The 22,203-nt window shown below is 60.1% G+C and carries 16 protein-coding genes and 2 pseudogenes; 14 read left to right on the top strand and 4 right to left on the bottom strand.

All coding sequences use genetic code 11. The annotated features are described in order from the left end of the window. Window positions 1-138: 138 nt before the first annotated feature. Both ACWR1S_RS23425 and edd read right to left on the bottom strand, forming a co-directional pair. Complete coding sequence (locus ACWR1S_RS23425; RefSeq protein ID WP_454565172.1) at window positions 139-1,092, bottom strand: glucokinase; 954 nt, start codon at window positions 1,090-1,092, stop codon at window positions 139-141. Next, window positions 1,089-2,915 carry a phosphogluconate dehydratase gene (gene edd, locus ACWR1S_RS23430; RefSeq protein WP_454565173.1) on the bottom strand — a complete coding sequence of 609 codons (1,827 nt, stop codon included), beginning with the start codon at window positions 2,913-2,915 and terminating at the stop codon, window positions 1,089-1,091. The genes ACWR1S_RS23425 and edd overlap by 4 nt, the downstream gene beginning before the upstream one ends. Before the next feature lie 220 nt (window positions 2,916-3,135). Here edd and gap point away from each other — a divergent pair, with 220 nt between their 5' ends. From gap to ACWR1S_RS23475, 9 genes and pseudogenes are all read left to right on the top strand, one after another. Then, window positions 3,136-4,137: a type I glyceraldehyde-3-phosphate dehydrogenase gene (gene gap, locus ACWR1S_RS23435; RefSeq protein WP_077574258.1), complete on the top strand. Its 1,002-nt coding sequence runs from the start codon at window positions 3,136-3,138 to the stop codon at window positions 4,135-4,137. Between the two features lie 198 nt (window positions 4,138-4,335). Then, window positions 4,336-4,854 carry an RNA polymerase sigma factor gene (locus tag ACWR1S_RS23440; protein WP_242208191.1) on the top strand — a complete coding sequence of 173 codons (519 nt, stop codon included), beginning with the start codon at window positions 4,336-4,338 and terminating at the stop codon, window positions 4,852-4,854. A 125-nt stretch (window positions 4,855-4,979) separates the two neighbouring features. Further along, entirely contained in the window at window positions 4,980-5,945 is a 966-nt protein-coding gene (locus ACWR1S_RS23445) for a FecR family protein (protein WP_454565174.1), read from the top strand. Between the two features lie 121 nt (window positions 5,946-6,066). Then, on the top strand, window positions 6,067-8,652 hold the full coding sequence (locus tag ACWR1S_RS23450; RefSeq protein WP_454565175.1) for a TonB-dependent receptor: 2,586 nt from the start codon (window positions 6,067-6,069) through the stop codon (window positions 8,650-8,652). A 111-nt stretch (window positions 8,653-8,763) separates the two neighbouring features. Next, the gene (locus ACWR1S_RS23455) at window positions 8,764-9,360 is read left to right on the top strand and encodes a biliverdin-producing heme oxygenase (RefSeq protein WP_454565176.1); all 597 of its coding nucleotides are present in this window, start codon (window positions 8,764-8,766) and stop codon (window positions 9,358-9,360) included. A gap of 167 nt (window positions 9,361-9,527) precedes the next feature. Continuing rightward, window positions 9,528-9,938 carry a YbaN family protein gene (locus ACWR1S_RS23460; RefSeq protein WP_064119128.1) on the top strand — a complete coding sequence of 137 codons (411 nt, stop codon included), beginning with the start codon at window positions 9,528-9,530 and terminating at the stop codon, window positions 9,936-9,938. Window positions 9,939-10,401: 463 nt separating this feature from the next. Next, window positions 10,402-11,409, top strand: a pseudogene (locus ACWR1S_RS23465) (PDC sensor domain-containing protein); the annotation flags it as partial. A 327-nt stretch (window positions 11,410-11,736) separates the two neighbouring features. Beyond that, window positions 11,737-12,267 (top strand): annotated as a pseudogene (locus tag ACWR1S_RS23470) (methyl-accepting chemotaxis protein); the annotation flags it as partial. Between the two features lie 172 nt (window positions 12,268-12,439). Continuing rightward, window positions 12,440-13,786, top strand: a complete 1,347-nt coding sequence (locus ACWR1S_RS23475; RefSeq protein ID WP_454565177.1) for a CoA transferase — start codon at window positions 12,440-12,442, stop codon at window positions 13,784-13,786. A gap of 126 nt (window positions 13,787-13,912) precedes the next feature. On the opposite strand, the gene ACWR1S_RS23480 is transcribed toward ACWR1S_RS23475, so the two are convergent. Next, window positions 13,913-14,776 carry a DNA-3-methyladenine glycosylase family protein gene (locus ACWR1S_RS23480; RefSeq protein ID WP_454565178.1) on the bottom strand — a complete coding sequence of 288 codons (864 nt, stop codon included), beginning with the start codon at window positions 14,774-14,776 and terminating at the stop codon, window positions 13,913-13,915. Next, entirely contained in the window at window positions 14,773-16,200 is a 1,428-nt protein-coding gene (arcD, locus tag ACWR1S_RS23485; protein WP_454565179.1) for an arginine-ornithine antiporter, read from the bottom strand. Before arcD (ACWR1S_RS23485) ends, ACWR1S_RS23480 begins: the two co-directional genes overlap by 4 nt. Window positions 16,201-16,639: 439 nt before the next feature. Here arcD (ACWR1S_RS23485) and arcD (ACWR1S_RS23490) point away from each other — a divergent pair, with 439 nt between their 5' ends. From arcD (ACWR1S_RS23490) to ACWR1S_RS23510, 5 genes are all read left to right on the top strand, one after another. Next, window positions 16,640-18,067, top strand: a complete 1,428-nt coding sequence (arcD, locus tag ACWR1S_RS23490) for an arginine-ornithine antiporter (RefSeq protein WP_095121300.1) — start codon at window positions 16,640-16,642, stop codon at window positions 18,065-18,067. A gap of 33 nt (window positions 18,068-18,100) precedes the next feature. Beyond that, window positions 18,101-19,357 carry an arginine deiminase gene (arcA, locus tag ACWR1S_RS23495; protein ID WP_150774425.1) on the top strand — a complete coding sequence of 419 codons (1,257 nt, stop codon included), beginning with the start codon at window positions 18,101-18,103 and terminating at the stop codon, window positions 19,355-19,357. A gap of 69 nt (window positions 19,358-19,426) precedes the next feature. Then, a complete protein-coding gene (locus ACWR1S_RS23500) occupies window positions 19,427-20,437 on the top strand; it encodes an ornithine carbamoyltransferase (RefSeq protein ID WP_008086805.1) in 1,011 nt (336 codons plus the stop codon). A 141-nt stretch (window positions 20,438-20,578) separates the two neighbouring features. Next, a complete protein-coding gene (gene arcC, locus ACWR1S_RS23505; protein ID WP_454565180.1) occupies window positions 20,579-21,508 on the top strand; it encodes a carbamate kinase in 930 nt (309 codons plus the stop codon). A 62-nt stretch (window positions 21,509-21,570) separates the two neighbouring features. Continuing rightward, complete coding sequence (locus ACWR1S_RS23510; protein ID WP_454565181.1) at window positions 21,571-21,933, top strand: DUF5064 family protein; 363 nt, start codon at window positions 21,571-21,573, stop codon at window positions 21,931-21,933. Window positions 21,934-22,203: the final 270 nt, after the last annotated feature.

A 22,203-nucleotide genomic window follows, 5' to 3' on the forward strand; every position in this document is an offset into this window, starting at 1 on the left:
TTGTTGGAATTGGGGCGGATTATGCCTGATGAACCGATCGTTCCCACGCTCTGCGTGGGAATGCCTCTGGGGACGCTCCGCGTCCAGTGACGCGGAGCGTCACGGGCTGCATTCCCACGCAGAGCGTGGGAACGATCCTCAGCCAGCTTGTTCGAGGGCCACACCGGCGCCCACCAGGCCGGAATACGGCGCTGTCACCAGCCACACCGGGATGCCTTTGAAGTAATCGCTCATGCAGCCTTTGTCAGCAAAGCTGCGGGCAAAGCCGCTTTCGAGGAAGAAGTTGGCAAAGCGTGGAATCACCCCGCCAACGATATACACCCCGCCACGCCCACCCGTGGTCAACACGTTGTTGCCGGCCACGCGGCCGAGCCAGCAGCAGAACTGCTCGAGCACTTCCAGGGCAATCGGATCACCGGCCAGGCCAGCAGCCGTAATCGCTTCCGGTGTGTCGAGTTTCGGCTCATGCCCATCGACCGCACAGATCGCCCGGTAAACCCTAGGCAATCCACCACCGCTCAACGCGGTTTCCGCGCTGACATGGCCGATCTCGTTGTGGATGTGCTGCCATAGCTGGGTTTCACGCGGGCTGCCCAGCGGTAGATCGACGTGACCGCCCTCGCCCGGCAATGCCGCAAAACGACCTTCACCGAGATCCAGCAAAGTACCGACGCCAAGGCCAGTGCCCGGACCGATCACCACCGCCGGGCGCAACGGCTCCGGCGTGCCCTCGCAGACCACGCGAAATTCGCCCGGCTGCAAACGGGTCATGCCCAGCGCCATCGCCGAGAAGTCGTTGACCAGCAACAACTGCTCGACCTGCAAGGTTTTGCAGAACGCGGTGCGGCTCAGGCGCCAGTGGTTGTTGGTGAACTTGAATTCATCACCGCTGACCGGGCCGGCCACCGACAGGCACACCGAACCGATCGAACCCGGCGCCAGACCGAGCCCACTCAGGTACAGGCTGATCGCCTCTTCCGGGCTGGCATGGTCGGCAGTGGCCAAGACCTGAACCGATTCCAGTTGCTGGTTTTTCCACAACGCAAACCGCGCGTTGGTGCCTCCGATGTCACCGACCAAAGCCAGTTTCAATTAAGCGTCTCCAGGGCAGAAGTGAAGGCGCTGGCGCCCTGCTCCGCCGAGCTGAAGGCCAAACGCATAAAGCCAAACAGTTCGCGACCGCTGCCGATGTTGTTGCCCAACAGGCCTTTGGCGGGTTCGCGCGTTGCAAATTCGGCGGCGTCGACCTTGAGTTCCAAGGTGCCTTTGACGCCATCGACGCGGATGATATCGCCCTCTTGCACGCGCGCCAAAGCGCCACCGACATAAGCTTCGGGGCTGACGTGAATCGCTGCCGGGATTTTCCCCGAAGCACCGGACATACGCCCGTCAGTCACCAGCGCGACTTTGAAGCCGCGATCCTGCAGCACGCCGAGGAACGGCGTCATCTTGTGCAACTCGGGCATGCCGTTGGAGCGCGGGCCCTGGAAGCGCATGACCGCGACGAAATCTTTTTCCAGCAGACCGGCCTTGAACGCATCGGCCAAATCTTGTTGATCCTGGAACACCATCGCTGGTGCTTCGACGATCTGGTTTTCCAGGGCGACGGCGGACACCTTCATCACACCGCGACCGAGGTTGCCTTCCATCACACGCAAACCACCCTCCGCCGAGAAGGCACGGGCGACCGGGCGCAGGATGTTTTCGTCGAGGCTGTCGACCGGGCCTTCACGCCAGACCAACTCGCCGTTATCAAGGAACGGTTCCTTGGTGTATTTGCTCAAGCCATGGCCGAGCACGGTGTTGACGTCTTCGTGCAGCAGGCCGGCGCCGAGCAGTTCGCGGATCAGGAACGACATGCCGCCCGCTGCCTGGAAGTGGTTGATGTCGGCTTTGCCGTTCGGGTAGACGTGGCTCAGGGTCGGCACGACTTCGGAGAGGTCGGCCATGTCCTGCCAGGTCAGTTGAATGCCCGCCGCCATGGCGATGGCCGGCATGTGCAGGGTGTGGTTGGTCGAGCCGCCGGTGGCGTGCAGCGCGACGATCGAGTTGACCAGCGATTTCTCGTCGACGATTTCGCCGATCGGCATGAAGTTGCCGTTCTGCTTGGTCAGGCGCGTCACTTGGTGCGCGGCTTCGCGGGTCAGCGCATCACGCAGCGGCGTGTTCGGATTGACGAAAGAGGCGCCCGGCAAGTGCAGGCCCATGACTTCCATCAGCAGCTGGTTGGTGTTGGCGGTGCCGTAGAAGGTGCAGGTGCCCGGGCTGTGGTAGGACTTCATCTCCGATTCCAGCAGCTCTTCGCGCGTGGCTTTGCCTTCGGCGTACTTCTGGCGCACGTCGGCTTTTTCCTTGTTGGAAATCCCCGAGACCATCGGCCCGCCCGGAACGAAAATCGTCGGCAGGTGGCCGAAACGCAGCGAACCCATCATCAGACCCGGGACGATTTTGTCGCAGATGCCGAGCATCAGTGCGCCGTCGAACATGTTGTGAGAGAGCGCCACAGCGGTCGACATGGCAATGACTTCGCGGCTCGGCAGGCTCAGTTCCATGCCCGGTTCACCCTGGGTGACGCCGTCGCACATCGCTGGAGTGCCGCCGGCAAACTGGCCGACCGAGCCGATTTCGCGCAGGGCATTCTTGATTTGTTCCGGGAAGACTTCGTACGGCTGGTGCGCCGAGAGCATGTCGTTATACGAAGAAACAATGGCGATGTTCGCCGAGTTCATCATCCGCAGGCTGTGCTTGTCTTCGCTGCCGCACCCGGCCACGCCATGGGCGAAGTTGGCGCATTGCAGCTTGCCGCGCATCGGCCCGTCAGTGGCGGCGCCGCGAATCAGTGCAAGGTAAGCCTGACGCGTGGCGCGGCTGCGGGCGATAAGCCGTTCGGTGACCTCAAGGACGCGGGGATGCATGTGTAGAACTCCAGGCTAACGGATGTGGCGACCTGATTGTCTATGCTGATCAAACGCCGTTGTTGTTGGAATGACAGACGGCTTTTTTGACCATTCGGACCAGTTGATTCAGGTCACTCGTTGTAGATAAAACAAAATATTGCCATTAAAAAGGCTTGTTTTCTATTTTTATGCGAATAATCTTGTAATTCCAACAACAAAACGACGGCGGCGCTGTTCCATGACTCTTCGAATCGCAATCAATGGTTTTGGCCGTATCGGCCGTAATGTCCTGCGCGCACTGTATACCCAAGGCTATCGACAGGATTTGCAGATCGTCGCCATCAACGATCTGGGCGACAGCTCGATCAATGCCCATCTGCTCAAATACGACACCGTTCACGGCACGTTCGACGCTCAGGTCGAGCATGACAATGAAAGTCTGACCGTTAACGGCGACCGCATCGCGGTCAGCGCCATTCGCAACCCGGCCGAGCTGCCATGGGCGGCGGAAAAGATTGATGTGGTGTTCGAATGCACCGGTCTCTTTACCGACCGCGCCAAAGCCGCCGCGCATATTACTGCCGGCGCCCGCAAAGTGATCATCTCTGCCCCGGCAAAAGGCGCCGACGCCACTGTCGTTTATGGTGTGAACCACGACATTCTGCGCCAGTCGCACCAGATCATCTCCAACGCTTCGTGCACCACCAACTGCCTGGCGCCGGTGGCGCAAGTGCTGCACCGTGAGCTGGGGATCGAAAGCGGCCTGATGACCACCATTCATGCCTACACCAACGATCAAAATCTGACCGACGTCTATCACACCGACCCGTACCGCGCGCGTTCGGCCACGCAGAACATGATCCCGAGCAAGACCGGCGCCGCTGAAGCGGTAGGCCTGGTGCTGCCGGAACTGGCCGGCAAACTGACTGGCATGGCCGTGCGGGTGCCGGTGATCAATGTGTCGCTGGTGGATTTGACCGTGCAGCTGAAAAAAGAAGCCAGCGCCGAGGAAGTCAACGCGCTGCTCAAGGCTGCAAGCCAGCATTCGAAGATTTTGGGATACAACACGTTGCCGCTGGTTTCCAGCGACTTCAACCACAACCCGCTGTCGTCGATCTTCGACGCCAACCACACCAAATCCAGCGGCAAACTGCTGAAAGTGCTGGCCTGGTATGACAACGAGTGGGGCTTCTCCAACCGCATGCTGGATAACTGCCTGGCGTTGTGCAACGCCGAGTAACCTCAAGTAATCCCCTATCCCTGTGGGAGCGAGCTTGCTCGCGAAAGCGGTATGTCAGTCACTATTTGAATAGCCTGACACTACGCCTTCGCGAGCAAGCTCGCTCCCACAGGTTTCGATTTCAATTTGAAATCAACACTTGACCATTCGACTAGATGATAAGCATTATCATTCGCTTGAAATCGATCAGGTCCTCCCGTGAGTCAATCGCGCTTCAACCACGTCTTCCTCACCCAGCGCACCTCGCTGCTGCGTACGCTGGAACGGATGGTCAACAATCACAGCACCGCTGAAGACCTGTTGCAGGAGACCTACCTGCGCGTGACGCGGGCGTTGAGCGAGCGGGCCATCGATCACCTCGAACCCTTTGTCTTCCAGACCGCGCGCAATCTGGCGCTGGATCATTTGCGCGCGCGCAAGATCCACTCGCGAACCATGGTCGATGATGTGCCGCAAGATATCGTGCACAGCGTCGCCGCCCCCGCCAGCAGCGCCGAAGATGCCGCACACGCCGAACAGATGCTGGAGCGCCTGAACGTGAGCCTCAGTCAACTCAGCCCGCGTCAGCAGCAGATTTTCATCCTCAGCCGTTTGCACGGGAACAGTTATCAGGAAATCGCTGATGAACTGAACGTCTCCCTCAGCACCGTACAAAAAGAATTGAAGCTGATCATGAGCATTTGCATCGGCGTCGCTGAACGTCTGAATGGCGACTGAGATCGTAGGCCTTTTCTGTAAGTGCCAGGATCGCCTGCACGGATCATCGCGCTTTGTTACCCTTGCCCGACTTTTACGCTTCACTTGAAAAAACAGCCGTGCGCAGACACTGCCGAGGAAACACCGTGACGGACACCCACCGCTCGCCTTCGCCGGATTCGGTGCAGGACGCTGCAAACGCAATGGACCAGGCTTTGGACTGGCTCATCGTGCTCGGCAGCCCGGACGAGGAGCAGACCCGGCAGTTTCATGCCTGGCTCGCGGCCGATCCGCTGAATGCCGAAGCGTTCGCCAAGGCCCAGGCGATCTGGGACGGCCCGCAAGTCGCCCAGTGCGCGCAAAGCCTGGCGGCCAAACCTGCGAAAGTCACCTTCTTAAAGCGTCTGCGTCCGCACTGGAAACCACTGGCCACTGCCGCCGTGCTGATCCTCGGTTTGTTCAGTTTCAGCAATTTGCCGATGCGCCTTCAGGCAGATCACCTCACGGTGGTTGGCGAGCGCCAGCGTCTGCAACTGGAGGACGGCTCGAAAGTCCTGCTCAATACCAATTCTGCATTCTCCAGCACCATCAACGATCAGCAGCGCGTTGCCCGGCTGTTTCAGGGCGAGGCGTTTTTCGAAATTGCCAGCGGCCGCAGTCAACCGCTGGAAATCGATGCCGGCCCAGTCACGGCCAGCGTGCGCGATACCGCGTTCGCCGTGCGTTATCTCGATGGCGTCGCGCAGGTCAATGTGCAGCGCGGCGACGTTGATCTGCGTGCCACCCATAACGATGCCCGCGTGCGCCTGACTGCCGGCGAAAGTATTCGCATCGGCCCCAACGGCTTCGACCGCCCGGCCAAACTCGACGCCAACACGGATCTGGCCTGGATCCAGGGCCGACTGGTGTTCGAGAACTGCCCGTTGAATCAGGTGCTGGCCGAATTGCGCCGCTACTATCCAGGCTGGATCATCAACACCAACGAGCAGTTGGCCGACGTTGCCGTGACCGGCAATTACCGTCTCGACCAGCCGCTCGACGTGGTTCGTTCCCTCGCTCAGATCACCTCGGCGCAACTGAAAGAATTCCCCGCGCTGGTGATTTTGAACTAAATGAGAATTATTTTTACTCGATAGCCAACGTCGGTACGTCTCGTTATAGCCAATGCAATTGATTCGCAACACGCGAGTCAATCAGCACCTATAAAGATTCGTGCGACACGGAGCGCTATCGATGTCCTCACGCCTTACCCGCCAGACTTCCTCCCCTTCCCGCGTATTGTCACTGCTGACCGCAGCGATCCTGATGGCCGGCACTGCGCCACTGATGGCTGCCACTGAGCAACCGACGCGCAACATGGGCGATTACTCGTTCGCCATCGGCCAGCAGCCGCTGGTGTCGGCACTCAACGCCTTCACCGCCGTGACCGGTTGGCAGGTCGGTTTGCCTGCAGAGTTGGGTCAGGGCGTGTCGTCACCGGGCGTGCGTGGCTCGCTGCCACCGGAAAAAGCCCTGGAGCGCCTGTTGGTGGGGACCAACCTGAGCTTCCGCAAAATCAGCAACAACAACGTGGTGCTGGAAAAGCGCAACGCCAGCGGCACGCTCAATCTGGATCAGGTGACCATCAGCGCCACCCGCCAGGAGCAGTCGGTCACTAGCGTGCCGGCCACCGTTACCGTACAGACCCGTCAGGATCTGGACCGCAACAACGTCAACACCATCAAGGATCTGGTGCGTTATGAGCCGGGCGTGTCCGTCGGCGGCGCCGGCACCCGTGGCGGCATCAGCGGCTACAACATCCGTGGTATCGACGGCGACCGCATCCTGACTCAGGTTGACGGCGTCGAAGTGCCGGACGGTTTCTTCAACGGCCCGTATGCCAAGACCCAACGCAACTACGTTGACCCGGAAATCGTCAAACGCGTGGAAATCCTCCGTGGCCCGGCCTCGGTGCTGTACGGCAGCAACGCCATCGGCGGCGCCGTCAGCTATTACACCCTCGATGCCGACGACATCATCAAGCCGGGCAAAGACGTCGGTGCGCGCCTGAAAACCGGTTACAGCTCCGCCGATGACAGCTGGCTGAAGTCCGCTACCGTCGCCGGTCGCGCCGAGCAGTTCGACGGTTTGCTGCACTACAGCCAACGCGACGGCCACGAGACCGATTCCTACGGCAGCAACAATGGCACTGGCCTTGAACGCACCGCCGCCAACCCGGAAGACGTCAACGCCTACAACGTGCTGGCCAAGATCGGCTGGAACTACAACGACGATTCGCGTCTGGGCCTGACCTACGAAAAGTACAAGGATAATCGCGACACCGATCAGAAAAGTGCTTACGGCGGCCCGTACTTCAACGGCGCCCCGACCATCCCCGACAGCGTACTGCCCGGCGGCATGTATCAGTGGCGCACCGGCAACGACACCATCACCCGTGAACGTATCGGCATCGAACACTCGTTCGCCCTCGACAGCCTGCTGGTCGACAACGTGAAGTGGAGCCTCAACCACCAGATCGCCAAGACTGACCAGAGCACCAGCGAGTTCTACTACCCGATCACCCGTAAAGTGCTGCGTACTCGCGACACCATTTACGAAGAGAAACAGTGGGTCTTCGATGCGCAACTGGACAAGGCGTTCGCCATCGGCGCCACCGATCACGTGCTGACTTACGGCACCACCATCAAGCAGCAGAAAGTCACCGGTTCGCGCAGCGGCGATGGCACTTGCCTGGCCGTCGGTCGTGGCTGCACCGCCATTGATGCGACCAGCACCGCTGACGTGTTGGCCAAAGCCACCGACTTCCCGGACCCGACCATCAACACCTACAGCGTGTTCGCTCAGGACCAGATCAGCTGGAACAACTGGACCTTCCTGCCGGGCCTGCGCTACGACTACACCCAGCTCAAGCCACACATCACCCAGGAATTCCTCAACACCGTGGCGGCTGACGGCCAAGGCACGGTCAGCGACGAGAACAAGACCTGGCACAAAGTCTCGCCGAAATTCGGCCTGACCTACGCCCTGACCGAGAACTACACCTGGTACGGTCAGTACGCCGAAGGCTTCCGCACCCCGACCGCGAAAGCCCTGTACGGCCGCTTCGAAAACACCACCACCGGCTACAGCGTGGCGCCGAACCCGGACCTCGAACCGGAGAAGAGCAAAAGCTATGAAACCGGTCTGCGCGGCAACTTCGAACACGGTTCGTTCGACGTGGCAGTGTTCTATAACAAGTATCGCGACTTCATCAACGAAGATGCTGTGACCCCGGGCCGCAACGAGCTGACCTTCCAGTCGGCCAACATCAAGCACGCCACCATCAAGGGCGCGGAAGTCAAAGGTCGCCTGAATCTGGATGCGTTCGGCGCGCCGCAAGGCCTCTACACCCAAGGCTCGATCGCCTACGCCTACGGTCGCAACAACGACAACGGCGAGCCGATCAACAGCGTCAACCCGCTGACCGGCGTGTTCGGTCTGGGTTACGACCAGGACAGCTACGGTGGCCTGCTGAGCTGGACCGTGGTGAAGAAAAAGGATCGCGTCGACGACAGCAACTTCAAGTCGCCGGATGGCGTCAGCAGCCAATTCAAAACCCCAGGCTTCGGCATTCTTGATCTGGCCGGTTATTACAAAGTCACCGACGACGTCACCGTCAGCGGCGGCATCTACAACCTGACCGACAAGAAATACTGGCTGTGGGATGACGTGCGCGGTTACGACAGCGTCGGCGAAGCCTCAGTGACACAGCCGGCCAACCTCGATCGCCTGACCCAACCGGGCCGCAACTTCGCGATCAATCTGATCTGGGACATCTGATCCGGCCGACCTCACTGCGCGTGTTCAGGCACCGCGCCGTGAGGTTTTTTTACGCTTGCACGTCGCCTTGTTCGTCTCGTTATCAAGCGCCTCTTTTATCAAGGACATGTCATGACCACTTCGGAAAAAGCCCTGCGTTCACAACGCCTGAACCAGATCACCCATGAGCCGCACAGCAAGCTCGACGCGTTGGTGAAGGCACACGCGCCGTTCGAGACCCGCGCCAATTTCGCCCGTTTCGTCGTCGCGCAGTACCTGTTCCAGTCGGAACTGGTCGAGCTGTACAACGATGCCGAACTGACCGCCATCGTCCCGGACCTGCCGGTCCGTTGCCGTGCCGAAGCGGCCAAGGCTGACCTCGCGGATCTCGACACGGAAGTGCCGGCGCCGGTCGCAGGCGCGGTGAAAAACCCGAGCAAGGCCCGTGCGCTGGGCTGGATCTTTGTTTCCGAAGGCTCGAAGCTCGGCGCGGCGTTCCTGATCAAACGCGCGGTGGCGCTGGAGCTGAGCGAAACCTTTGGTGCCCGTCACCTGGGCGAGCCTGAAGGTGGTCGTGCCGAAGGCTGGAAGAGCTTCGTGCGTACTCTTGATTCGCTGCAGTTCACTGCCGAGGAAGAAGCCGACGTCGAGCAAGGCGCGATCGACGCGTTCAACCGCTTCACCGTGCTGCTGGAACAGGCTTACGCCACAGAAGCCGAACCGGCCTGATTCCCGACACACCACAAAACCCTGTGGGAGCGAGCTTGCTCGCGAAGACGGCGGCACATTCAACACAGATGTGACCGACATACCGCTTTCGCGAGCAAGCTCGCTCCCACATGGGAACAACGCAAGTCTGTAGAATCCCCATCTCGCCTCACAGCAATCCCGAGCCCATGCCGCAACCCGCCTCCTCCAAACTCGCCCGTGTGCTGTTCGGCCTGCTGGCCTACGTCAGCCTCGGCATTGGCCTGATCGCCATCGTCGTGCCCGGTCTGCCGACCACCGAGTTCATCCTCCTCGCCGCCTGGGCCGCGACCCGCAGTTCGCCGCGCCTGAGTGCCTGGCTGGAAAACCATCGGCTGTTCGGGCCGATCCTCAGCAACTGGCGTAACGGCAAGATCATCGCGCGCAAGGCCAAAGTCAGCGCTACGGTGAGCATGTTGCTTTGCGCAACCCTGATGCTGGTGATGCTCGATCATGGCTGGCCGGTCTATCTGGCGATTGCCGGGATGAGCCTGGGCAATCTGTGGATCTGGTCGCGTCCGGAATCCATCCGGGTCTGCACTGACCCGTCATCGCACTGAAACATCCCTGTAATTAATCGCTTTTTCAGCACTTTCCCCTGCGCAAACGTTTAGCGCTGACCGTCCGTCGGCACGCGCCTCATGACCTCTGCTTTCACGCCGATGAGCATTGAATGGCGCTGAATGGACTTGGCGAACCGGGTAGTTCCTGCCCGAATGCCACCCGTTTATTCATTCGCGAGATCGCCCCATGTTCGACGCTCTGTCCATTCGCCTGAAAATCGTTCTGCTCTCCGGTCTGTGCCTGCTCGGTGTGGTTGCGCTGATCGTTGGCATGAACATCTACCAGACCAATCAGAACGACGAACTGGTCAGTGACTCCAGCAACAAGCTGCTCACCGCCAGCGTCGAGAATCTGCTGCAAGCCAAAGCCGCCGAGCAAGCCGTGCGGGTGCAGAAAACCTTTGGCGAAAGCCTGACGGTGATCACTGCCGTAGCGGATCAGATCAAGGACATGCGCGTCATGGCCGCCAAGCGTTCGCTAGACGCCGGCGCCTTGCGCGAAGAGTTGAACCTGAGCCTGAAAACCGCCTTCGAGCGCAACGACAAAGTGCTCGGCATTTGGCTCGCTTTCGAACCGAACGCTCTCGACGGCAAGGACAGCGAGTTCGTCAACGACGCCGCTCGCCAGTCCAACGAAGCCGGACGTTTTGCCACCTATTGGAGCCGCGCCGCCGGCGCCTCGCTGAACACCATCATGGTCGAAGAAGACCTGACCAAAACCACCCTCAGCGTCAGCGGCACACCGTACAACAGCTGGTACACCTGCCCTCGTGATGCCAAACACACCTGCCTGCTCGATCCGTATGCCGACACTGTCGGCGGCAAGGAAATGCTCATGACGACCATTTCCGTACCGCTGATTGTCGACGGCAAAGCCATCGGCGTGGTCGGTGTCGACATCGCCCTCGACGCCCTGCAAGCGGCGGCCGTGGACTCCCAGCGCAACCTGTTCAACAACGCCGGGCACATGCTGATTGTCTCTGGCAGCGGCGTGCTCGGTGCCGACAGTTCCGACTCGACCAAGGTCGGCAAGAAAATCAGCGACACCCTCGGCGCCGATGGCAAGGACGTGCTGCAACTGCTGACCTCCGGCACACCGAAGATTCTTGAACAGGGCGACCTGATTCGTGCCGTTTACCCGGTCGACCCGATCGGCAACTCGCGCGCCTGGGGCGTGGTCATCGACCTGCCGAAAAAAGTCCTGCTGGCTGATTCGGTCAAGCTGCAAGCGGTACTCGACGATGCTCAGGAAACCGGCGTGCTCACCGCGCTGCTGGTTGCCGTGGTCGCCGGTCTGGTTGGCCTGTTGCTGATCTGGCTGACCGCGTCCGGCGTCACCCGGCCGATCAACAGCGTCGCCGAGATGCTGAAGAACATCGCCAGCGGCGAAGGTGATCTGACCCAACGCCTGAACTACAGCAAGCAGGATGAACTGGGCGAACTGGTGAACTGGTTCAACCGCTTCCTCGACAAGCTGCAACCGACCATCGCGCAGATCAAACAGAGCATCACCGAAGCGCGCGGCACCGCCGACCAGTCTTCGGAAATCGCCCGCCAGACCAGCGAAGGCATGCAGGTGCAGTTCCGCGAGATCGACCAGGTCGCCACCGCCTCCAACGAAATGAGCGCCACCGCCCACGACGTCGCCAACAGCGCATCGAACGCGGCCAATGCCGCGAAAGGGGCCGATCAGTCGGCCAGGGACGGGATGTCGATCATCGAGCGCAGCACCCGCGACATCAATCAACTGGCCGAGGAAGTCAGTAAAGCAGTGACCGAGGTTGAAGCGCTGGCAGTCAACAGCGAGCAGATCGGGTCGGTGCTGGAAGTGATCCGCAGCATCGCCGAACAAACCAACCTGCTGGCGCTCAACGCGGCGATTGAAGCGGCCCGTGCCGGTGAGAGCGGCCGTGGTTTTGCCGTGGTCGCCGACGAAGTGCGCAACCTCGCCAAGCGCACGCAGGATTCGGTGGAAGAGATTCGCGTGGTCATCGAGCGGATTCAGACTGGCACCCGTGGCGTGGTCGCGACCATGCATTCGAGCCAGACTCAGGCGCATAACAACGCCGGACAGATTCGTCAGGCGGTGGATGCGCTGGGCAAGATCAGCGATGCGGTGACGGTGATCAGCGACATGAACCTGCAAATTGCCAGTGCGGCTGAGCAGCAAAGTGCGGTGGCTGAAGAAGTGAATCGCAACGTTTCGGCGATTCGTACCGTGACTGAAACGCTGACCGAGCAGGCCACTGAGTCGGCGGCGATCAGCAGCCAGCTCAATGCCCTGGCCAGTCAGCAGATGAAATTGATGGATCAGTTCCGCGTCTGACGCGAAGAGATCGTTCCCACGCTCTGCGTGGGAATGCAGCCCGGGACGCTCCGCGTCCCAATCGGAAGCTGGAACGCGGTGCGTCCCTTGATGCATTCCCACGCGGAGCGTGGGAACGATCCTGCTCGTGCTTTTTGCACTATCATCGCCCTCTCGCTCCGGAGGGCCTTCGATGACTGATTTACTCACGTCCATTCAAGCCGCACTCGGCTTGCCTCGCACGCCGATTGCGTTTACCGACCGTGGTGCCCTGCCCTCGGCGTTCGCCGTCACTGACCTTGCCTGCGCCAGCATGGCCGCAGCCGGTCAGGCTGTCAGCCAATTGATCGAGCAACAGACCGGTCACTTGCCCGCTGTAGAAGTCGACCGACGCCTGGCCTCGCTCTGGCTTTCGACCTCGCTGCGCCCGATGGGCTGGCAAGTACCACCGCTGTGGGACCCGATCGCCGGCGACTACGCAACCCGCGATGGCTGGATCCGCCTGCACACCAACGCCCCGCATCATCGCGCCGCCGCTGAAAGCGTGCTCGGTGCCTGCGCCGACCGCGCGGCGATGGCGGCGAAAGTCGCGCAATGGGCGAGCACGGATCTGGAGCAAGCGGTGGTTGACGCCAACGGTTGTGCCGCCGAGATGCGCAGTTGGGCGCAGTGGCAAAAGCATCCGCAGGGGTTGGCGGTGAATGCCGAACCGCTGGTGCATTTCATCGATTCGCCGGATGAACACGCGCAAGCGTGGCAAGGCTCGGTGGCGCAGCCGTTGGCCGGGATCAAGGTACTGGATCTGACGCGCGTGCTCGCTGGCCCCACTGCCAGTCGTTTTCTCTCTGGCCTTGGCGCCGATGTATTGCGCATCGATTCACCGAACTGGAACGAGCCCGGTGTCGTCCCGGAAATGACCCTCGGCAAACGTTGCGCGCGGTTGAACCTGCATGATCCGGCCGATCGCGCGGTGTTTGAAGGTTTGCTGAAAGAGGTCGACATTCTGCTGCACGGGTACCGCGCCGACGCACTGGAACATCTCGGTTTCGGCGCGGAACGTTGCCGGCAAATGGCACCGGGCCTGATCGATGTCGGCCTCAACGCCTACGGCTGGAGCGGCCCGTGGCAGAACCGCCGCGGCTTCGACAGTCTGGTGCAGATGAGCAGCGGTATCGCCGAGGCCGGGCAGCGCTGGCAGCAGGCCGATAAACCGACACCGTTACCGGTGCAGGCGCTGGATCATGCGACCGGGTATTTGATGGCGGCGAGTGCTATTCGACTTTTGACCGAGCGCTTAAAGGCGGGTCGGGGTGGCTCGGCGCGATTGTCGCTGGCGCGGACGGCGAAGTTGTTGATTGAATCTGGGCCGGGTAGGAGTGAGGTATTGCGGGCGGAAGATGAGCGGGATCAGGGTTCATTTCTGGAACAGACCCCGTGGGGGCCGGCGCATCGCTTGCAGGTGCCAGTGAAGATCAGCGGTACACCGATTCAATGGGCGTTGCCGGCTACAGAACTGGGTTCGCACCGACCACAGTGGTGAATCTGAAACCGCTATCGCGAGCAGGCTCACTCCTACAGTTGACCGCGTTTCTACTGATGGAACGCGGTCAACTGTAGGAGTGAGACTGCTCGCGATGAGGCCTGAATTGACCAAGCGACATTCGGATCATTCCGAGCGGCTCAAAGATGTCCACAAAAGCTGCGCCGCATACCCTCGATAAGGCCGCCAGGCCTCGGCCCGTAAAGACAATTCCCGCGCTGCCGGCCGCTCGCCTTCCAGCACCTCCAACGCGCGCAACAACCCGACATCGCCATGGGGAAACCCATCCAGATCGCGCAACTGCCGCAGCGCAATGTACTGCGCCGTCCACTCACCTATCCCGTGCAACGCCAGTAGCCGTGCCACGCCGCCCTGGCGATTCGGCTCAAACAATGACGGTTCTTCCAACAACGCCTGCCCCACCCCCGACAGCGTCCGCCCGCGACTCTTCGGCATGCCCAGCGCCGCCAGATCTGCCGCCGCCAATACGTGCGCCTCGGGAAACACATGCGTCAATCCGGGCACTGTGGAATCCAGCGGCGCGCCATATTGCGCCACCAGTTTCCCCGCCAGACGAATCGCCGCGACCACCGTAATCTGCTGCCCAAGCACCGCGCGAAACGCCAATTCCAACCCGTCCCACGCTCCGGGAATGCGCAACCCCGGACGCTCGGCGATCAACCGCGCCAGCAGCGGATCATTCACCAAATGCCCGTGCATCCGCGCCAGATCCGCATCCAGATCAAACATCCGCCGCAACCTGACAACGATCTCGGGCACCGCTGCCGGATCAGCAAAGTCCAGCTCGACCTCCAGCGCATCCGCCGCCCCAAGCCAGACCGAAACCGTGCCGTGAACACCGTTCAACCCGATGCTGCGCGAGTACACCCCCTCAACCACGACCTCCATCCCGACCACCGCCCGCGCCGCAAGAAACCCCAACATCGCGTTCCAGTCATAGGGCGGCTGATAAGCCAGCGACAACCTCACAACGACAGTACACCGCTGTACAACCCATACGCCGCCAGCCCCGCGCCGATCACCACGCAGGTGAAAATGCCTTTCTCGACATGGGTAAACAACGGCTCGCCCTGTTCATGCTTGGCCTTGGCAAACAGGATCACCCCCGGCGCATACAGCAACGCCGACAGCAGCAAATACTTCACCCCACCGGCGTACAACAGCCACACCGCATAACCGAGGGCGATGCCGCCGATCAGCAGGTCCTTGGTGCGTTCGGCCGAGGCGTGTTCGTAGGTTTCGCCGCGCCCACTGAGCAGCACCGCGTACGCCGCCGACCACAGGTACGGCACCAAAATCATCGACGAGGCCAGATAAATCAGGCTGGTGTAGGTGCCGGCCGAAAACAGCGTGATCAACAGGAAAATCTGGATCATCGCGTTGGTCAGCCACAACGCGTTGACCGGCACATGGTTGTTGTTTTCCTTTTTCAGGAACGCCGGCATGGTCTTGTCCTTGGCCGTGGCGAAGAGGATTTCCGCACACAGCAATGCCCAGGACAGCAACGCACCGAGCAGTGAAATCGCCAGGCCAATGCTGATCAACAGTGCGCCCCACGGCCCGACGATGTGCTCGAGCACCGCCGCCAGCGACGGGTTCTGCAAATTCGCCAGTTCCGGCTGGCTCATGATCCCCAGCGACAACACGTTGACCAGCACCAGCAGCGCCAGCACGCCGACAAAACCGATCACCGTGGCGCGACCGACATCGCTGCGTTTCTCCGCCCGCGCCGAGTACACGCTGGCGCCTTCGATGCCGATGAACACGAACACGGTGACCAGCATCATGTTGCGCACCTGATCCATCACCCCGCCGAAATTCGGGTTGCTGGTGCCCCAGATATCGCGAGTGAAAATGTCAGCCTTGAATGCGACCGCCGCGATGACGATGAACATGATCAGCGGCACGACTTTGGCCACCGTGGTCAGCTGATTGATCAGCGCCGCCTCCTTGATCCCGCGCATCACCAGAAAATGCACGGCCCACAGCAGCACCGAGGCGCAGCCGATAGCAATCGGTGTGTTGCCCTGACCAAACACAGGAAAGAAGTAGCCGAGCGTGCTGAACAGCAGGACGAAATAACCGACGTTGCCCAGCCAGGCACTGATCCAGTAACCCCAGGCGGACGAGAAGCCCATGTAGTCGCCAAACCCGGCCTTGGCGTAGGCGTACACGCCGGAATCCAGTTCCGGCTTGCGGTTGGCCAGCGTCTGAAACACGAACGCCAGGGTCAGCATGCCAATCGCGGTAATCCCCCAGCCGATCAGAATCGCCCCGGCATCGGCGCGTGCTGCCATGTTCTGCGGCAGCGAGAAAATCCCCCCGCCAATCATTGAACCCACCACCAGGGCGATCAACGCGCCTAATCGCAGCTTTTGCGTCGGTTGCGACATTTCAGTTTCCCTTTGAAGTGTGGTGAGAGTTTATTTTTCACAACTATTAACTAAACGGATAAAGGTAGATGACGTTTATCAGGTAACGCCAATTAACGCCCATTTTTATATAGCCGATGACGCTAACGCCCTAGCACGCTAAGTCGGTTTTGTGCGCTGATCCCGATAATTCAATTCTGTACTGAAAACAGAGGCGGAAAATTTGCCAAAAGCTGAAAAAGAACTAGCGTGATAATTCGAAAGTAATAATAGCCATTCCCAAAGATGTAGCCACAACGCCTCTAGGACGGGCCTTGCGGGCAGGAGCTTTATGCCTTCAGCCGAAGCCTAAGTCATTCATTAACAATGGAATGTGACCATGCACTGATCTAAGTCAGCTGTTTGAACAGACAACAGAACTACGCTGTGATCTCTTCTCTCCTGCAATGGAGTCATGCAAATGTCTGAAGCTCCTGGAAAACTACGACTAGGTGCACTGGTTGCATTGGTAGTCGGTTCAATGATCGGTGGCGGGATATTCTCCTTGCCGCAAAACATGGCCGCCAGCGCCGACGTCGGTGCGGTACTGATCGGTTGGGCCATCACCGCTGTCGGCATGCTCACCCTCGCTTTTGTCTTCCAGACCCTCGCCAATCGCAAGCCTGACCTGGACGGCGGCGTCTACGCCTACGCCAAGGCCGGATTTGGCGATTACATGGGTTTCTCGTCCGCTTGGGGTTACTGGATCAGTGCCTGGCTGGGCAACGTCGGTTACTTCGTTCTGCTGTTCAGCACCCTCGGCTATTTCTTTCCGGTTTTCGGTGAGGGCAACACCGTTGCTGCGGTGATTGGCGCCTCGGTGCTGTTGTGGGCGGTGCACTTTCTGGTGCTGCGCGGGATCAAGGAAGCGGCGTTCATCAACCTGGTGACCACGGTCGCCAAGGTCGTACCGCTGCTGCTGTTCGTGTTGATCGCGGTGTTCGCCTTCAAACTGGACATCTTCACCGCCGACATCTGGGGCATCAAAAACCCGGATCTGGGCAGCGTGATGAACCAGGTGCGCAAGATGATGCTGGTCACCGTGTGGGTGTTCATCGGCATCGAGGGCGCGAGCATCTTCTCCGCCCGTGCGGAAAAACGCTCGGACGTCGGTAAAGCCACCGTGATCGGTTTCATCACCGTGCTGCTGTTTCTGGTGCTGGTGAACGTGCTGTCGCTGGGCATCATGACCCAACCGGAACTGGCGAAACTGCAGAACCCGTCGATGGCCGCCGTGCTTGAGCACGTAGTCGGTCACTGGGGCGCGGTGCTGATCAGCGTCGGTCTGATCATTTCGCTGTTGGGTGCGCTGCTGTCGTGGGTGCTGCTGTGTGCGGAGATCATGTTCGCCGCCGCCAAAGACCACACCATGCCCGAGTTCCTGCGCAAGGAAAACGCCAACCACGTACCGGTCAACGCCCTGTGGCTGACCAACGCGATGGTGCAGATTTTCCTGATCATCACGCTGTTCTCGGCCAGCACTTACCTGTCGCTGATCTACCTCGCCACTTCGATGATTCTGGTGCCGTACCTGTGGTCGGCAGCCTATGCCCTGCTGCTGGCGGTGCGCGGTGAAAGTTACGAAGGCTTCGCGGCCGAACGGCGCAAGGATCTGATTATCGGCGGCATCGCCCTGATCTATGCGGTGTGGCTGCTGTATGCCGGCGGGGTCAAGTACTTGCTGCTCTCGGCCCTGCTCTACGCACCCGGCGCGATCCTGTTCGCCAAGGCCAAGCTGGAACTCAAACAACCGATTTTCACTAACGTCGAGAAGCTGATTTTCGCCGCAGTGGTCGTGGGTGCCCTGGTGGCGGCCTACGGTCTCTACGACGGCTTCCTGACTCTGTAACCCCTGATTGTTTTGTTATCTGGAGGATCTGAAATGACCACGGAAAAAGTTAAGTACGGCGTCCATTCCGAAGCCGGCAAACTGCGCAAAGTCATGGTGTGCTCCCCAGGTCTGGCCCATCAGCGGCTGACCCCGAACAACTGCGATGAACTGCTGTTCGACGATGTGCTCTGGGTGGCTCAGGCCAAGCGCGACCACTTCGACTTCGTGACCAAGATGCGCGAGCGCGGTATCGACGTGCTGGAAATGCACAACCTGCTGACCGATATCGTCGCTAACCCTGAGGCACTGGACTGGATCCTGGAGCGCAAGGTCACCGCCGATTCGGTGGGCCTCGGTCTGATCAACGAAGTGAAATCCTGGCTGAAAAGCCTCGAGCCACGGCACATCGCCGAGTTCCTGATTGGTGGCGTGTCCGCTGATGATCTGCCGGACAGCTTCGGTGGCAAGACCATCCAGATGTTCCGCGACTTCCTCGGCCACTCCAGCTTCATTCTGCCGCCGCTGCCAAACACTCAGTTCACCCGCGACACCACCTGCTGGATCTACGGCGGCGTGACGCTGAACCCGATGTACTGGCCGGCGCGCCGTCAGGAAACCCTGCTGGCCACCGCCATCTACAAATTCCACCCACAGTTCACCAACGCCGAATTCGAAATCTGGTACGGCGATCCGGACAAGGAACACGGCAGCTCGACGCTTGAAGGCGGCGACGTCATGCCAATCGGCAACGGCGTGGTGCTGATCGGTATGGGCGAACGTTCGTCCCGCCAGGCCATCGGCCAACTGGCGCTGAACCTGTTCAAGAACAAAGCCGTGGAAAAAGTCATCGTCGCCGGCCTGCCGAAATCCCGCGCCGCGATGCACCTGGACACCGTGTTCAGCTTCTGCGACCGCGACCTGGTGACGATTTTCCCTGAGGTGGTCAATCAGATTGTCGCCTTCACCCTGCGCCCTGACGAAAGCAAACAGGGCGGCATCGACATCCGCCGCGAAGAAGGCACCTTCCTCGACACCGTGGCCAAAGCCCTCAACCTGCCGAAACTGCGCGTGGTGGAAACCGGCGGCAACAGCTTCGCCGCCGAACGCGAGCAATGGGACGACGGTAACAACGTGGTGGCCGTAGAGCCGGGCGTGGTCATCGGCTACGACCGCAACACCTACACCAACACCCTGCTGCGCAAGGCCGGCGTGGAAGTCATCACCATCAGCGCCGGTGAACTGGGCCGAGGCCGTGGCGGTGGCCACTGCATGACCTGCCCGATCATCCGCGACCCTATCGATTACTAAACGACCATCTCCCCGGCCGCACCCATCCCGTAGCGGCCGGGCCGATTACCGAATCCAAGGAGAATCATCATGGCGTTCAACATTCACAACCGTAACCTGCTCAGCCTGGAGCACCACACCCCACGTGAGCTGCGTTACCTGCTCGACCTGTCCCGCGACCTGAAGCGCGCGAAATACACCGGCACCGAGCAACAACACCTGAAGGGCAACAACATCGCCCTGATCTTCGAAAAAACCTCGACCCGCACCCGTTGCGCCTTCGAAGTGGCGGCCTATGACCAAGGCGCCAACGTCACCTACATCGACCCGAACTCGTCGCAGATCGGCCACAAAGAAAGCATGAAGGACACCGCCCGCGTGCTGGGGCGCATGTACGACGCCATCGAATACCGTGGCTTCAAACAGGAAATCGTCGAAGAGCTGGCCAAGTTCGCCGGCGTGCCAGTGTTCAACGGTCTGACCGATGAATATCACCCGACTCAGATGATCGCCGACGTGCTGACCATGCGTGAACACGCCGACAAGCCGATCCATGAAATCAGCTACGCCTACCTCGGCGATGCGCGCAACAACATGGGCAACTCGCTGCTGCTGGTCGGCGCCAAACTCGGCATGGACGTGCGCATCTGCGCGCCGAAAGCCCTGTGGCCACTGGATGATCTGGTCGAGCGTTGCCACAAATATGCCGAAGAAAGCGGTGCGCGCATCACCCTGACTGAAGACCCGAAAGCCGCGGTCAAAGGCGTCGACTTCATTCACACCGACGTCTGGGTATCGATGGGCGAGCCGGTTGAAGCCTGGGCCGAGCGGATCCAGCAACTGCTGCCGTATCAGGTCAACGCTGAACTGATGAAAGCCAGCGGCAACCCGCGCACCAAGTTCATGCATTGCCTGCCGGCGTTCCACAATAGCGATACCAAAGTCGGCAAACAGATTGCCGAGCAGTATCCGCACCTGAAAAACGGCATCGAAGTGACTGACGACGTGTTCGAGTCGCCTGCCTGCATCGCCTTCGAGCAAGCGGAAAACCGCATGCACACGATCAAGGCGATTCTGGTCTCGACCCTGGCTGATCTGTAACCACTGCTTATCCATGATCGTTCCCACGCTCCCGCGTGGGAATGCATCCCGTGACGCTCTGCGTCACAGCGGACGCGGAGCGTCCGTGGCGGCATTCCCACGCAGAGCGTGGGAACGATCACTACGAAAAGGACATGCATTATGCGTATCGTCGTAGCGCTGGGCGGTAACGCCCTGCTCCGCCGTGGTGAACCGATGACCGCTGACAATCAGCGCGCCAACATCCGCATCGCCACCGAGCAAATCGCCAAGATCCATCCCGGCAACCAACTGGTCATCGCCCACGGCAATGGCCCGCAAGTCGGCCTGCTGTCGTTGCAAGCGGCGGCCTATACCTCCGTCACCCCTTATCCGCTGGACGTGCTCGGTGCCGAAACCGAAGGCATGATCGGCTACATCATCGAACAGGAACTGGGCAACCTGCTCGATTTCGAAGTGCCGTTTGCCACCCTGCTCACTCAGGTTGAAGTCGACGCCAAGGATCCGGCCTTCCAGAACCCGACCAAGCCGATCGGTCCGGTTTACGACAAGGCCGAAGCAGAAAAACTCGCCGCGGAAAAAGGCTGGGCGATTGCTCCGGACGGCGACAAGTACCGTCGTGTGGTTGCCAGCCCTCGACCCAAACGCATCTTCGAAATCCGCCCGATCAAGTGGTTGCTGGACAAGGGCAGCATCGTGATTTGCGCCGGTGGTGGCGGGATTCCGACCATGTATGACGAGAACCGTAATCTCAAAGGCATCGAGGCGGTGATCGACAAGGACCTCTGCTCGTCGCTGCTCGCCGAGCAACTGGAAGCCGACCTGCTGGTGATCGCCACGGACGTCAACGCGGCGTTCATCGATTACGGCAAACCGACGCAGAAAGCCATCGCCGAAGCGCACCCCGATGAACTCGAACGCCTCGGTTTCGCCGCCGGCTCGATGGGGCCGAAGGTGCAGGCAGCCTGCGAATTCGCGCGCCATACTGGCAAGGTCGCGGTGATCGGTTCGTTGGCGGACATCGAAGCCATCGTTCAGGGCACTGCCGGTACGCGCGTGACTACCGCCAAGCCGGGCATCACTTACCGATAATCAGAAACTCCGGGGGCAGGCCCGAGGTCTGCCCTTCTCCCATGCCTTGAAAGGAGAAAACCATGGCCCAATTCGAACCTGGTCATTTGCATATCGAGCGGCACGCGTTGACCGACGATGACGTCAATTACAACGTGCACCTCGACTATGAAGTGTTTACCGACCCGAAAAAAGGCAAAGGGATACAGTTCACCCTGCATGGCAATATGCAGGGCAAAGACATGAAGGAAACGTTTTTCCTGCCCAAGGAAGAGGCTTACAACTTCGCCCGCGACGTGACGCGGATTGCCGAAAAATACGGGATTCCCAAAACGCACAGCCAGATCGGCTCGGTGCACAAACATTACGACTTGATGTTTGAAGACATCCGCAAGCAGCTGAATATGCAATCCGGGGATCCGGTCAATCTTGAGCATTTCGAGTAACCCGCAAAAGCCCCTCACCCTAGCCCTCTCCCAGAGGGAGAGGGGACTGACTGGGGGATGCTGGAGAGTTACGCCGACCTGATCCAGCTCTACCGAATCCATAATCGACTGGCTACTTCAGGTCAATGTCAAACCCAAGACACCTCGGTCGGCCCCCTCTCCCTCCGGGAGAGGGCTGGGGTGAGGGGACTGATTGGGAGATGCTTCGGAGTTAAGCCGACCTGAGCCTGCTTTACCGAATCCATAATCGACTGGTTGTTTCAGGTCGAT

It is taken from the genome of Pseudomonas sp. AIG, assembly GCF_977020205.1.